The sequence below is a fragment of the Lachnospiraceae bacterium GAM79 genome (assembly GCA_020735665.1).
Lineage (GTDB): Bacteria > Bacillota > Clostridia > Lachnospirales > Lachnospiraceae > Coprococcus.
In genome coordinates, this window is sequence record CP085928.1 from 1,458,389 (window position 1) to 1,473,995 (window position 15,607).

Here is a 15,607-nt window from a genome sequence, read left to right on the forward strand (position 1 = left end):
TCTACCCCATCAGACGAACAACCATATCGATCACATGGAACAGAATCGGCAAACTCATCACCACCATTGTCACCCGTCCGGCAAGCTCAATATGCGAAGCGATCGCTCCATAGCCTGCGTCCTTACAGATATTTGTCGCAAATTCACAGATATAGGAAATGCCAAGCATCTTAAGCAGGATTGATATATACTCCATATTGATATTGATGTACCCGGTGATGCGGTCGATGGAATCCAGTACATTTCCAAGTCTTCCTATGATAAAGCTGACAATAAATAAACACGCTCCAATACTTAAGAGCGTGCTGTATTCTGCATTCATTTTCTTTAGTTTTATCGCTACTAAAACGACCAGAACCGATGCCATACATACCGTAACAAGACTCATGCCTTTTCTCCCCTATCCACCGATATTTACAAGCTTCATAATGTCATTAAAGAATTCTACGATATATGGAATGATCCACGAAAGTACAAGGATAAGTCCCGCCAGATTCAGCAGGAATGCCAGCTCGTCCTTCCCCGAATGCTTTAATATCTGATTCAACAGTGCTACAAGGATTCCTACCGCACCTATCTTCAATAATAACTGTATCGTCATAAGCTCCTGCCACCCTTACCCTATCAGTATTATCAAAAAGATCCCTCCGAGTAATCCAAGTGACCTGGATACTTTATTTATCCTGTGTGCTCTGTCCTTTTGTTCTTCATACTCTGTCTGCATGTTCTGCTCCCACAGCTTCAGATTCCTGATCTGCATATCGATATCCATATAACACAGCCATTTTCCAAGCTCTTTTACCGCACCGATCTGTGCATCCGTCAGATAGCTGTATTCCATCAGACTTCCGATACTGCCTGTCCAGATCTGCTCAAAAGAAGAAGCATATTCTTCCGTCCGAAACTGCAGAGCCAGCCCGGCAAGCCAGTCTCCGATCCTTCCCCCTGCTTTATCCGATCCTTCCCGAATGATCTCGGTGATCTCCGATGCACTGTATGCCAGATGCCCATTTGCCATCCGGACAAATATCAGAAGCTCGTAGATATCTTCCACGCGCCGGTTCTGATAAACTCCTATCGTCTTTCCTATCCCATAGGAAGCTGTGACCACCAGAAGCATTCCAAGAATCTTTATATATAACATATGTACGCCTCCCTGCACTTATGACAGTTCTGCTACAGCCGCTTCATTTTCATATGCCGATGTCAGGCGTTCATCCTCTGCCATAAAGAGAACACTTCCCCGATCGTCAAATATCGTCCGGATCTCTCCTGTCCGTTTGCGATTGCTCAGCACGATATATCGTTCAAATACCCTCTCATCGACCAGCTTCCGTAGTCCCGGACGATTCCTGATATCATCAATGGAATTGCCATGTACGGTTGCGATCAGCTTACAGCCGCAGTTGATCACGCTGTAGATCGCATCGATATCATCCCGGCTGCCAATCTCATCCACCGCTATGATCTGCGGTGACATCGAACGGATCAGCATCAGCATTCCATATGATTTTGGACAACAGTCAAGAATATCCGTCCGTATGCCGATATCATTTTGTGGTACGCCTTTATAACAGGCTCCGATCTCAGATCGTTCATCTACGACACCGATAGTATTTCCTTTGAATCCTGGAAATCCATCCGACAACATCCGGATCATATCTCTAAGAAGTGTGGTTTTGCCACATCGCGGTGGGGAAATGATCAGTGTATGAAATGTCTCATTTCCATTTATTATGTACGGAAGAACCTTCTTACAGCATCCCTTAACCTGATGTGACAAACGGATATTGATAAATGATATATGTCTGACACTCTTGATCATTCCAGATTCCAGAATGACTTTTCCTGCAAGCCCTACACGATGTCCCCCTTGAATCGTTATAAATCCCTGCCGGATCTCATCCTCATATGCATAGAGTGAATAGTTACTGATATATTCCAGCGTTTCCCTTATATCGGCAGGTGCTACCATATATGCTTTCTTACATTCTGTGGTTCGCTTTCCCTTCTCCGTCACAAAATATTCCCGATTATCATAGATCACGATCAAGGGTTCATTCATCCTAAGCCTTATCTCCTGAAGCTTGTTATAATCATATATCTCACTCGAAAATATTCTCCTTAACGCTACGGATAATATCTTCAATATTTCATTCTCTCTGCTTTTTTCCAAACCGATTCACCTCATGCATATGTCATCTGTAACCATTTTCACCTGTCAGTTCCATCATCTGCCAATACTCGAAAAGCATCTGCTTTTCTGATATGATCTGATACCTAAAGTAGGATGTTACACACTTCTGATAGTTATAATGTATGCATGACAAATGAAATTTAGAACAAAAAAATACCACATTCCTTTCTGAATTTTTCAGAGTGAAATGTGGTATCAAAACCCGATGCGCAGATCTTTGACATGAAGCCCTCACAATGGATCGGCACCATGATCGTACATCCCTCGCAGCCCTGTGCAAAGCTTCGATCTGCTCGCTTCAGGCACCCTTTTTGTAATTTTCTTCTACTTCTTTTCCTGTCGTGCCAAGGTCGTTGACCCTGCCGGGTCTGCTCTCACGCACACCGGAATATTGAACGTTTGCCATGTTTGCTACCTCTCTTTAATTATTGGACATTTGTAACTATATCTATATCACAATGATTAATCACCTTTGACATTACCAACCAGGGGACGCTTCCGCTCGTTGAGTCCTGCAGCGGTACTAAGATGCTGCTTGCGCACCACCTAAGAACCGGCGGACTCAAATGCCCCTGTTTTGGTAAGTCAAGATGCTTAATCATTATCTGCTCCATGGATTTCGCAAATGTCTATCATATATTAAATAACGTATTGATCTACCATCAGGTTGTTTTGCCAATCGACGAGATCGGCTAATGTGATGCCCTCTAATACATCCTGTATTGCCTGATCGAGTTTCTCCCAGATCAGTACGCTGACACACATACTTCTGTTTTCGCAGTAGGCTGCGTTAGCGCCTACACAGTCAGCAGGTGCCAGACTTCCTTCTACCGTTTCTAATATCTGCCTCACCGTATAATTCTCCGGTGAAGCATATAACATGTATCCTCCACGCGCTCCACGGACACTTTTTACCAGTGATGCCTTATTTAATATTGCAACGATCTGCTCCAGATATTTGTCTGAAATATGCTGTCTTCTTGCAATATCCTTTATCTTAACCGGCTCACCATTATAATAGGTGGCCAGATCCAGCATCAGTTTTATCGCATATCTTCCTTTTGTTGATATCTTCATCTTGACCTCCCTGTCGTTGTTATCTGATTAAAATGATTCCATGCTTCTATACATCATCTGAATCTCATCTATTTTTTCTGCAAACATGATAAATTGTCGTTTGTATTGTAGTATACTATTTCTATAGGATTTATCAAGTACAAAATTATTTTTTATGGCGATCTATCCGGTTGTAATAAAATATTATCTTCTTTAATGCATCTTCCACTGAACAATCCACGTCAAATGCTGCATTTTCTCATTGTTATAAAGAAAAGGCAGCTGTCTTATGCAGGTAGACAACTGCCTTGCTCACTTATCGTAATCTCAATCTATCGTCTATCATGCATATGAAAAATAAACCGTATTCATCCATACAGTCTGACAACAGCAACAACACATTCCCATATCATATTTTCTGTTTATCCTACTGTTTTCATATGTCATGATCGAACCTCCTGTGTTTTAATCTCTACTTATCTCATAGGTTTAATATGTTTTAACTTTATGGGCTGATTATATATTACCAATATCTTCCTATCAATATATTTTCTCAATAATTTTTAAACTCAGCCAATTATTTTAAATAAAAAAGACTTTGTCGAAACAACTCATATCCTGAAAACTATTCTTCAGAAATTATCTTGTTCCCGGCAAAGCCTTTTCCTTTTTACTATTTAATTCATGCGTTCTTTGTTATTGATCGCTTCTTTCGAATTTTCTGCCGGTTTACTGGAAGAATCCGGCATCAGCGGACTTATTATAGATTCCATAACATCCAAGCGTAGTTGCATCAGTAGAACGAGTCTGCCACCAGGACAAGAATCCGTCAGGCAATTCTGAGACAGGTGCATCCGGAGTATAGAAATAAATCTCTGTTCCGCTGTCCATGCCGGATGGCTCTCCTTCTTTATAACGGATACCATCTTCTATTCGTTCTGCTTCTTTATCAATAACAACGCTGTCAAGCGTCATGGAATATGTATAATCATTTACTTTTTTGATATTTGCAAACTGTCCGCTGAAATTACAGAAATACACCGTTCCATTTGGATAATCATTCTCATCTCTTTCTCCCATTTCCGAATCGGAAAATGCTCCCGTAAATGATCCATCCTCAGATAACGTGAGCGTTGTACTCCACCCACCGGCTCCACTGCTAAATACCATATCCATCGGATAAGTACCCGGCAGAGATGACACATCTTCCGACTGTGCTTCCGTTGTAGAAGCTTCAGCCTCTGTTGTACCGGTATCTTCTTCAGAAGAAGCCGCCTCTGTTGTCTGTGTCTCAGTCTCGGCTTCTGTCTTCTCTGTCGTTACTTCGGTTGATACCTCCGTTGTTCCTTTCGTCTTTTCTGTCGACTTTGATCTTTCACCATTACATCCAGCCAGCAAACCGGCTGCAAGCGTTGCTGCAAGTACTGCTGTCACGATTTTTCCTGATTGCGTTATATTCTTTCTCATGTTTAAAATCCTCCTGCATTCATTTATAAATACATTTCCGGAATTCTTATTGCGACTCTCATCACAATGCCTTTCCTCGGCTGTTTTCGAATACAAAAAGTATATGCTTGTCATCCCGTTTTGTCAGCTTAATTATTCGTTATAGATGTTGCATTTCGTTTACGATTATTACGGTTCTTTAACCAATCTTTGAACTCCGGCAGGGTCTTTCTTCCGGCTTCCGTAACCGGCTTCACCCATTTGCCTGATCTGGTATAAACAAGCTCGATTGCCAGACGCACCAGCTCATCCGTATATACAAATGAGAATACCGCAAGGAAAGGCAGATGTAAGACCATGCCTGCGATCCATGTCGCCGGAACGCTGACCAGGAATAAACCGCCAATCTCCACATAGGTTCCGACTCTCGTCTCACCTGCTGCCCGATATCCCTCATTCATAATATAGTTACAGGTTCGAACGGCACCGAAAAACAGGTAAATATATAACATATACATGCCATACCGAAGTGCCTGATCACCCAGTCCAAATAAGCCAAACAGCGGTTCATGCAATAACGCACAGATCAGCACAATCCCGAAAGTAACTGCCGGACAGAATAATGCCGACCGCTTCATAAACCGGTATGCTCCCTTATGGTCACCGGCGCCGACAGACTGTCCGATCACAACACTGGTGGCATTTGACAAACCACCGAAGAATGCATAGACAAAGCCCTCGCAGACACGGAACGCCGCCATAGCCGCAATCGCGGATTCATTCTGATGTCCGATCACAATATTGATCAGCATTTGTCCTACTCCATAAAACAGTTCATTGCAAAGGATCGGAAATGCATTTGACAGATATACTTTGATAAATCCGCCATGGAATAAGAACATCTGACTCAGACGAATCCGCACCTTGCATTCTGAACGCATCAGATAGATAAACAGCAGTAATAAATTGATGATTGCAGATGCAAGTGTTCCGACTGCTGCACCGGCTGCACCCATTTTCGGTGCGCCGAATTTACCGTATATCAATACAAAGTTCAAACAGAAATTCACTACCAATCCTACGATGGAACAGATAAGCGGCGCTTTCACCCGCTCTGTTGACCGTAGCAGGAAGCTGATAAGTACAGCAAATACCTGAAGCGGATATGCCCATCCGACGATCCGCATATACGGCTTTCCGATCTGGATAAATACTTCTTTATCTGTATATACCCCCAATAAGAATTCCGGTCTGATAATACACAGAGATGCAAATGCAAATCCCACGATTGCCATACAGATGAAAGTGATACCGAATGTACGGTTAATTCCCTTTTCATCATCCGCTCCCCAGTACTGGGAAAAGAACAGGATCGACGCACTGGCGAAGCCCCAGTAGCAGCTAAAGAACAGTGAGCTGATCTGCGAACAGATACCAACTGCTGCCACACACGACTCTCCCAGTCTTCCGATCATGATCGTATCTACCATACTGGCTGTTGTAGTTAATAAATTCTGTAATGCGATAGGAAATGCAATCGTTAGCATCACATACAGAAAGGATTTTTTGTTTTTCATATTTCATTTATCACGTTTATGAAACCTTGATCGTTACCTTTTTCGTTTTGCTCCTATATACAGAGGTGCCCTTTGCTTTAACCGTAACGGTATAGGTTCCTCGTGGTGTTCCCTTCTTTACTGTTACGCGTCCCTTTTTTGTAACAGTAATATATTTTTTTGCTTTTTTAGCAACGGAATACGTTACCTTTCCCTTAGCTTTCTTAACACCAACTGTAAAGGTATGCTTACTTCCCAGTTTTCCGGTTGCTTTTTTCACCTTATATTTTTTAGAGGTGACATTTAATTTCATTGTGTTTGATTTCTTGATCACAAGTTTTGCGACATTGGATCTGGCCGTGTTGCTGTTTTTCGTTGCCTTTGCAACTGCCACTACATAATAAGTTCCAACTTTATATGGATATGATGCCAGTTTCTTTTTACACTTAGCATCTGAATAATACCGATATGCGATTGCTCCTGCTTTTCCTTTTACAACAGCAGCATCTATCTTCTTTTTCTTTCCCGTATAGGTGACAGTTTTATTTTTCAGTTTCAGGACAGGTGTGGTTTTCGCAGACTGATCCGATTTTTTATTTTCTTTTACAGTTAAAGTAATCGACGCCTGATAATATCCTGTCTTACCTGTAATCTTTACCTTACCACTTCCTACAAATGAAATTTTTCCATTTGAGTCTATGGTGGCAACACTCTTTTTGTCCGATGTCCATGTTATATTGCTGCTTGTAAATGGACAATAGATCTCAAATCCCGGGTTTATCAGCATCATTTTCGCATTCATGTGCTTCCCAACTACATAGGAATCTGCGTCTGTCTGTATTTTAAATTTATATAAATAAGTCTCAGCATCTCCCCACATTATGCCTGCAGTGGTAACCGCCTCTGTAAATTCGCCTTTGGGGATATTGACACTCTGTATTACCATCCGGTCTTCCTGTTTAACTGCTTCCTGTGTCACCTTTGATCCAAAGCATTGTACCCATGTATAAGTTCCATTAATATAAAAACATCCAACACCTATGGAAGTATAATCTTCATCTAAAATATTTTCTCTATGACCTGTTGAATTCATCCAACTATCCATTACAGATTCAGACGTTGTCTGATTGATTGCTATATTTTCTGCTATCATATTCTTATCTGCCGAAAAACAGGATGCTCCATCCGGTCTGGTATGAGAGAATAATACAGCCTGATCGCCCGCTCTAACCATAGCAGTTTCCAAAAGACCCGTATCCATAGTCAATGCAGGTAATCCATTTTTTGCTCTTTCTTCATTCACCTTCGTCAATACTTCAAATGCTTTTGTATAGTCACGTTTTCCGGTAATCCGTATGGTCTCCACATATCGAAGTCCATTTGCGCCGAATTTGACCAGATCCTTATTCTCGCAATTTATGATAACAGTTGAAGAAAATGCATTCTCATCAACAAATTGCGTTGAAGCCGGAAGTGTTATCGACTGAAGAGACGGGCAATTTGCAAATGCTTGACGATATATAATCTTTACGTTTGGAAGGTATACATCCGTCAGTGAATAGCACTGTGCAAAATCAGCATAAGCTATTGATTCCAGTCCTAATCCACGGAATGTCTTAAGGTTACTGCAGCTGTTAAATACCGACCCTCCCCATTCCTTCATCGTCGCAGGAAGCGTTATTTCAGTCAATCCCGAACATCCTAAAAATGTCCGCATTCCAAGTGTTGTTAATCCGCCAAAATCAATAGAGCTTATATTTTCACACTCTTCAAACATAGAATAAGAACTCTCTTTTAATCCACTGCCAAATTTTACGGCTGTGAGCATATTACATTGCTCAAATGCAAAATAACCGACTTCGCTGATCTTATCTGAAATCGTCAATATTCCCGATAACTGAGAACGATAGAATGCTCCTTCCCCCAGCGTAGTTACATTTGCAAAGTCTACTGAATTTAAACCTCTTACATTATAAAATGCATATGCTCCAATCTCCTTTACATTTGCCGGTATCGCAAAGGTTCCGACTCTGCTTTGGAACGGATACATAACAAGCACTGTTCCATCCTTTGAATATACAATACCATTCTGTGCAATATAGGATGGATTTCCCACTGCAACTGTATAACTCTCTATCGTGGTATTTCCGAAAAACACTAATGGTGAAATAGATGTGATACCTGCAGGTATTTCATATGTTACAGCACTTGTTCCCTGGAACGCATAAGATTCCAGGCTTGTGGCACCCGGCGTTACAATCTTTGTTACAGCCGAACAATCACAATATGCACCACTGCCAACTGTATTCACACCAGATGGCAATACAATCTCTGTCAGTCCATAGCACTCATAAAAGGCGGCATCTCCGATCTTTGTCAATGTATCCGGATAACTTACCGATGTAATCGATGACATCTGTAAAAAATTCCGGTTTCCTATACCTGTAATACCTCTCTGGATTATAACTTTCTCAACATTGAATGTAATCCATGGTGCTTTATTTGATGAATCAGCATCCGGCATATCGCCACTTCCTGATATCGTAAGCGTGGTACCGGAAAGGCTCCATGATATATTCCCCCATGTTCCGCTCTGTGTTGTACTGTCAGTGCTATACATAGCTATATCATAATCAGAATACAACTCCGGTCCCGAACTATTTTCTTCTATTTTTACATATCCTGCTGCCGGCTCCTGATCCGCCTCTGTCTCAGCTATAATATTCGATGTCTGTTGCTCTGCATGAACAAGCTTAACCGGAGTCCAAAGCATTCCGCATATGGCTCCGATTCCTAATGCTATTGTAAATTTAAATCTGTAATTTCTCATTTTTCTCCTCCCATATTCATATATTATTCATAACTATACTGTATCTTTAAAATGTCGTTTTGTCTATAGAAATAATCCCATTTTTCTCCATTTATCCATATGCTCTGTTTTTTCATATGATCACTGGCGTAAAAATTCTCGTTCTACCCGTGTTATTTTTAAAAACAATTTATATAGCATTCTGTTCGTGTTTTTTGTTTTTACTATTGTCTTATTTAAAATAGAATGATAATGTAATATACAGAAAGCACGGTATATCTTTCATTAATCCGATTATATCGGGTCATTTTCTTTTGTTACTATAAATAACATTTTGTCAAGGAGTACATTATGAAGAAATTATCTACTGCGCAGCTTGCAGATACTATTATAAGACTACGCAAACAACAGCATATGACTCAGGCACAGCTTGCTGCCGAAACCGGAATCAACCGTTCCTTAGTTTCACGTATGGAGAAGCAGGATTTTATGCCATCGATCGGACAATTAGAAGCTCTGGGCGATGTGTTGCACTTCGATATCACAGAATTATTCATCAGCGACCTACCTGTGAAATATCCTTCTCCATCACCATTAAAGATCGCAATCGCCGGAACCGGCTATGTCGGATTGTCCATTGCCACGCTGCTTGCACAGCACAATCATGTGACCGCTGTTGACATTATCCCTGAAAAAGTAGACATGATAAACAGACACCAATCCCCGATCCAGGACGAATATATCGAAAAATATCTGGCTGAAAAAGACTTGGATCTGACTGCCACAACCGATGGAGCTATGGCGTATAAAGATGCAGACTTCGTTGTAATCGCAGCTCCGACCAACTATGACAGCACAAGAAATTATTTTGATACATCTGCTGTAGAATCAGTGATCGAGCTCGTTCTGGACGTCAATCCCGATGCCATCATGGTTATCAAATCCACGATCCCGGTAGGCTACACAGAATCTGTCCGAAAAAAATACCACACCAGAAATATCCTGTTCAGCCCGGAATTTCTCAGGGAATCAAAGGCTTTATATGACAATCTGTACCCAAGCCGTATCATTGTATCTACGGATAAGAATGACATCCGTCTGATCGAGGCTGCCCATACATTTGCCGCCCTCTTACAGGAAGGCGCCATAAAAGAAAATATCGAAACGCTATTCATGGGATTTACCGAAGCAGAAGCCGTAAAATTATTTGCAAACACCTATCTGGCTCTCCGCGTATCCTACTTCAACGAACTTGATACCTATGCAGAGACCAAAGGACTGAACACCAGAGACATCATAAATGGTGTCTGTCTCGATCCCCGAATCGGCAGTCATTACAACAATCCATCCTTTGGCTACGGTGGTTACTGTCTGCCAAAAGATACAAAACAGCTTCTTGCAAATTACAATGATGTTCCACAGAATATGATGAGTGCGATCGTAGAAAGCAACCGCACCAGAAAAGATTTTATTGCAGACCGCGTTCTGAATCTTGCCGGATATTATGACTATAACTATAATGGAAATTATTCCGCAAACCGCGAAAAAGAATGTATTATCGGCGTATACCGACTGACAATGAAAAGCAACTCTGATAATTTCCGTCAGAGCAGCATACAGGGTGTCATGAAACGAATCAAAGCCAAAGGAGCAACCGTCATCGTCTACGAACCGACACTGGAGAACGGAACAACCTTTTTCGGAAGCAAGGTAGTAAATGACTTAAATGCTTTTAAATCCATGTCGCAGGCGATCATCGCCAATCGGTATAATTCTGATCTTGACGATGTCCGGGCAAAGGTCTACACCAGAGATTTATTCGAACGGGATTGATGGAGGTGAAGTGCACTTAATATGTCCACATAGACATCTCCTGCTCCGGTGATCACCACCAGCTGTGTATCGCACATATCTAAAAACATATCCAGCGAATCACACATGCGAAGCATCGTCCACACCTGTTGCAGACTGCGAAACATTGAATCGAAAAATACATCTCTGGTTGTATATTTCTCTCCGGCAAACAGTCTGGCAGTCACCATCTGGATATTGGCTACCCGCTTGTTCAACTTATTCAGTACTTTTTCACGAGACGGATCAATTGCATGATATGTAACACGTAATGTACTTTCTAAAAATGTCTCAGTCATCATGCGATCCGTCAGGAAATCGTACTCCGGCATACAGATGCTCATCGCAATTATCTTTTTCTTTCCCGGTGTATAATCCTGTAAATAGTTTCTCTCTTTATCATATAAAACAAGAGCACCTTTCTCTTTTAAACGAAGTTTATGCCATAAGATCTGTTCCTGTGCATACAACATACCTTCCCCAAGCGTCTTAAGAACATCGACATCGTCAGCCTGTTCATAGCTGCCGGGAAGCGGACATTTCTTTATCTCGACAAACATCACCCGCTCGCTTCCCTCTAAGATCATATCGCAATTACGTTCCGGCAGATCTCCATCCGGCAAATATTGTCCTGTGATATATGGGAAATGCTTCTCCCGGAACATCTGATACACCATTTCCTCCAGCCGTTCGCCCTGATATTTGCTGAATACTGTTCCATATCTTGCAAATATGATCTGAAACATCGCCTCATAAAATGCATATCCCTCCATCCTACCATCCAGACAGAAATATGTGTCCGCATCCAGTCTGACAAGCGGCTTGCGCCAGCTATTTGTCGCATCGAGATAATAAGAAAAATCAACATTTATGGAATCTGCATCATACGCAATATCCTGTAAGATCTGATCTAATTTGTATGAACTGATACCTAACCGATCGGCAAATTCCTCTCTTTTAAATATCCTCGGTCCCCTTGCCTCCTGCATCACATACACGGCAAGTTCCTGATAATTATGAAACGAATATGCTCTCATCTTTTCTTTTCCGGTGCCATAATACGGTTCCAGCATATTCTGTAAAAGGAGCTTTACATACTCCGGATGATATTGCCTTGGAATACACATTTTCTCAAAACAAAGATTCTTTGCCAGCTTATATGGGAAATCCTCTATCTCTGTAAAGACATCCTCCCAAGTGCGATATCCCTGTATCTGTAGCACTTCCAGATAATCCTGTGCAAGCCGGATCAATTCCTGATATCTGCGTTCTTTATATGAATCCGTAAAAATCGATTCTGTTTTAAGGTATTTCAAAGATAACTGCAACAGATACTGATATGGAATTCTTACTTTTATATTTCTTCTTTCCCCAAGTGAGATCTTATTCCGATAGATCAGATACCTGCCCAGTTTCTCGTTATACTTTCCGGATATCTCCCATGCAAACATCTGTCTGATCACATACATTCCACCAAGTTCTTTTACCCGGCTCTCTAAATCATCAATCAAACGCTGTTCAGAATCTGCATCAAATTCAGGTTCACCAATCACAATCTGAAAGGAATATCCTGCCTTTATCAGATTCTTCGTTGATTCAATCAATACTTTTGTATCCTCAGACAGCACCGGCGCATATAGTTTATTTGCTTTCTTTGATGCCCGATAAAGTTGTCCGGCTGCTTCCATAATCTGTGGCAGATTGCTTACTTCGTAATAAGTACCATTTGAAAGATATGCCATCGTATGTCCAAGTATTTCTTCCTCAAGTTGAAAACTCCTGCCATTAATTGCTTCTTCAAGCTGCAAATGTACAATGAGTCGACGGAAATAAGTGCTTTGAAACCATGTTCCTTCGTACGTTTTTTCTCTGGCTTCATCCCGCTTATCTTCTTCATTTCCTTTCCCATTGTCAATGAAAACTGCCAGGCTTTTCAGCTCCGCCTCACATTCCTTTACTGACCGGTCGTTGTCCAGCCATGTATGTGTGCGGAATTTGTCTGCTAATTCTAATGTGGCATGATATATGTTGTTGAATGTTTTAGGGTTTGGTTGCATGGGTATCCTTTGTTTTTCTATTTTTTATAAATCTTCTGCCTTATATAAGATATAACCTTCATAATAATAACAATGGTCTATAATTCTATTATTCAACTATTTTTACACAATCGAGGTTGAGGATAATTAATCATTCTACCATTTCCTGCACGATCTAAAATATCAATATTAAATGTTTGCACATATTTTCTACCAGACGCATCTTCGAACTTAATTGAAATTGACATTCTAAAAAAATTTTTTTCACTTTTATCATAGGCCATCAGTATAACAAATTTTTCTCCTACCATAGCAATCGGATCGCGAACAGCATCATAACGATGTATTGCAAATTCCGTCATATTTAATCTTTTCGCAGTACAATTCAAATCAGGAATTATATTATATGCTGATCCTCTTCCTTTATTTATAAATGTCATCTGTAAAACAGTCTGTTCTATATTAGACTCAGTACTAATTTTTGAATTACGAAATACGAAATATGGTTCTTCGTTAATACGAATTTTTTCTTCTGTATCATATTTATCTTCATTTCTCTGCTCTTGTAATCTAGATATTTCTTTTTCATACTGTTTCTGCTGTTCATAATATCTATAATCAGATACTTTTCTATCCTTTTTAGCCCTAATTACCGAGACCAGAAATGTAAAAATACTAAACACAAAAGCTCCCGTCGCTACCATTGCACTATATAATGATGCATAGTCCTTATTTTCTTTTATCCATTCTAGCATTAATGAATTGTCCTTTCTAACTTAATATATTAACTTTTTTATTAATCCTACATTTTATCTATTATTAAACAAACGCTTCATCCATGAACTCTTTGTTATCTTACTTTTATACATAGCATTTTCTTCTTCATTTGCCTTTGAATTTCCGTATTGATTATCAAATATACACATTGCTTTTTTAGGAACGCCTTAATATATTAAATCAAGAATACTATATATACTTATATAAATTAGTTATACTAATATAATAAAGAATTTAGGGTATTTATAAATTTATTCAAATCTTCATAATCAAATATATCGTCACATAGATACAAAATAAAGTGATCTTCATCAATTCCCACTTTGTAAAGATTGGCCGTCAATACTTTATATAAATTTTTCCCATCATTGTCACCTTTAATTTTCGTTCTTGGATCATTTTTATAATCAAGTAGAATACTCTGTAGTGATCTCTGGGTAAAATATTTGTCACCAATTAATTTTATGAAAATCGGGTCAGGTATATCAACAAGTTTTGTTTTTAAATATTTCTCTATACTTGGAATTGGTAAAAAGCACTTATGAAGATTTTTATACTCCTTTTTCTTGGATATTTCTTTTTTAACATCCCCATCATAAATGCTAATAATCCTTTTTCCAACACCAAGCGTGTTGTAAGTAATCATGTCATGATGAAGTTGTAGCATTTGATTACATCCACCTGCAGGTAATACACAAATAAGCTTACTATTTCCAAATCTATTATTTCTTATAACTTTTTCCACTAATGCTTTAGCCAACATATCTTCTACTAATAGCAAAAAATCAAAACCATTAGGGACATACAAATTTCTTATGGCATAATTAGGGTAACATGGGTTTGTACAAACAACATTTCCTCCATTATTTTCAAGTAAAAATATATTTTTGCTTGGAATACGATGTAATAATTCAGCTGAATGTGTTGAAAAATAAACAATTAATTCAGTGGATGATTTTTTTACAAGTCCATCAAGAATTTCAACAAGACGATCTATTGCACTCGGATGCAATGCAAGCTCAACTTCATCAATTAAAAAAAGCAGTTTGTCAGTTCCTGTATTCCTTACAACAAGATTATTTATAAAATCAATTAATGAAATCAACATACTTTCACCACTGCTCATTCTATACTGACTAATGTATTTATCTCCAATTTTCCTAAAATATGGCATTCCCCTAAAATTGTACTTTCTCGCCAATGAACGATTTTTCACCTTTAACAACGAATTGTAATACGATTTATCGTTATGTAAAATATATCCTAATGTCTCCTTTACAAAATCATCTGCTTCTATTAATTCATCTTCAAAATTATCAACTTTCATAAAATCATCAACTAATCCATAATCATAAAATCTAGTACCAAAAAATATGCTTCCCTCGTAAAAGCCCTGTATTTTGATATTTGTTCCTAATACTGGATGTCCCCTATATAATTCAGTTACATCTGTAACTAAACGATTATCTTTAAATCTCCAATTATCAGCAAGTTCATCCATCTCTAAACAAATTAAACTTTCTTGTGATAAATCATTCTCTGACAATAATTTATTTGATGATTTTTTTATCATCAACGACAAAGCTAGCATAATAGTGCTTTTCCCGCATCCATTTTCGCCTACTAATGCATACATTCCTTTTTGAGATGGAAGAAATAAATCTGCATACTGAATGTTTTTAATATTTTTTATTTCTAAATGAATACTCATATAAAACTCTCTATTCTTTTTAGTGCAAGTTTAACAAAAAGCCTTGATTTTACGGCATTTGCTAAATCGTTAATAGGTTACATATATTTACAAAACAGAGTTTTCTGGATATGAAGCGACTTCTAAGAGTCCATTTCTGATGATTTTAGGTACAATAAATAAAACGTC

The 15,607-nt window shown here is 39.2% G+C and carries 12 protein-coding genes; 1 reads left to right on the forward strand and 11 read right to left on the reverse strand.

Annotated elements, in window-relative coordinates; genetic code table 11:
• Window position 1: 1 nt before the first annotated feature.
• The 8 genes from LK416_06515 to LK416_06550 form a co-directional block, all read right to left on the reverse strand.
• The gene (locus LK416_06515) at window positions 2-388 is read right to left on the reverse strand and encodes a stage III sporulation protein AD (protein UEA75826.1); all 387 of its coding nucleotides are present in this window, start codon (window positions 386-388) and stop codon (window positions 2-4) included.
• A gap of 12 nt (window positions 389-400) precedes the next feature.
• A complete protein-coding gene (gene spoIIIAC, locus LK416_06520; GenBank protein UEA75827.1) occupies window positions 401-601 on the reverse strand; it encodes a stage III sporulation protein AC in 201 nt (66 codons plus the stop codon).
• A 15-nt stretch (window positions 602-616) separates the two neighbouring features.
• The gene (locus tag LK416_06525; protein ID UEA75828.1) at window positions 617-1,144 is read right to left on the reverse strand and encodes a stage III sporulation protein AB; all 528 of its coding nucleotides are present in this window, start codon (window positions 1,142-1,144) and stop codon (window positions 617-619) included.
• Between the two features lie 18 nt (window positions 1,145-1,162).
• The gene (gene spoIIIAA / locus LK416_06530; protein UEA75829.1) at window positions 1,163-2,176 is read right to left on the reverse strand and encodes a stage III sporulation protein AA; all 1,014 of its coding nucleotides are present in this window, start codon (window positions 2,174-2,176) and stop codon (window positions 1,163-1,165) included.
• 660 nt (window positions 2,177-2,836) lie between these two features.
• The gene (locus LK416_06535; protein ID UEA75830.1) at window positions 2,837-3,274 is read right to left on the reverse strand and encodes an Rrf2 family transcriptional regulator; all 438 of its coding nucleotides are present in this window, start codon (window positions 3,272-3,274) and stop codon (window positions 2,837-2,839) included.
• A 708-nt stretch (window positions 3,275-3,982) separates the two neighbouring features.
• The gene (locus tag LK416_06540; protein UEA75831.1) at window positions 3,983-4,720 is read right to left on the reverse strand and encodes a hypothetical protein; all 738 of its coding nucleotides are present in this window, start codon (window positions 4,718-4,720) and stop codon (window positions 3,983-3,985) included.
• A 128-nt stretch (window positions 4,721-4,848) separates the two neighbouring features.
• Window positions 4,849-6,276: an MATE family efflux transporter gene (locus LK416_06545; protein ID UEA75832.1), complete on the reverse strand. Its 1,428-nt coding sequence runs from the start codon at window positions 6,274-6,276 to the stop codon at window positions 4,849-4,851.
• A 16-nt stretch (window positions 6,277-6,292) separates the two neighbouring features.
• Window positions 6,293-9,085 (reverse strand): leucine-rich repeat protein, encoded by a 2,793-nt coding sequence (locus LK416_06550; GenBank protein UEA75833.1) that lies wholly within the window; start codon window positions 9,083-9,085, stop codon window positions 6,293-6,295.
• Between the two features lie 330 nt (window positions 9,086-9,415).
• Between LK416_06550 and LK416_06555 the strand changes: the two genes are divergently transcribed.
• Window positions 9,416-10,897, forward strand: coding sequence for a nucleotide sugar dehydrogenase (locus LK416_06555; GenBank protein ID UEA75834.1), 1,482 nt, complete (start codon window positions 9,416-9,418; stop codon window positions 10,895-10,897).
• Here LK416_06555 and LK416_06560 read toward each other — a convergent pair.
• The 3 genes from LK416_06560 to LK416_06570 form a co-directional block, all read right to left on the reverse strand.
• Entirely contained in the window at window positions 10,867-12,972 is a 2,106-nt protein-coding gene (locus LK416_06560) for a hypothetical protein (GenBank protein ID UEA75835.1), read from the reverse strand. The genes LK416_06555 and LK416_06560 overlap by 31 nt on opposite strands.
• A gap of 92 nt (window positions 12,973-13,064) precedes the next feature.
• Window positions 13,065-13,706 carry a hypothetical protein gene (locus LK416_06565; GenBank protein UEA75836.1) on the reverse strand — a complete coding sequence of 214 codons (642 nt, stop codon included), beginning with the start codon at window positions 13,704-13,706 and terminating at the stop codon, window positions 13,065-13,067.
• Window positions 13,707-13,945: 239 nt separating this feature from the next.
• Complete coding sequence (locus LK416_06570; protein ID UEA75837.1) at window positions 13,946-15,439, reverse strand: AAA family ATPase; 1,494 nt, start codon at window positions 15,437-15,439, stop codon at window positions 13,946-13,948.
• Window positions 15,440-15,607: the final 168 nt, after the last annotated feature.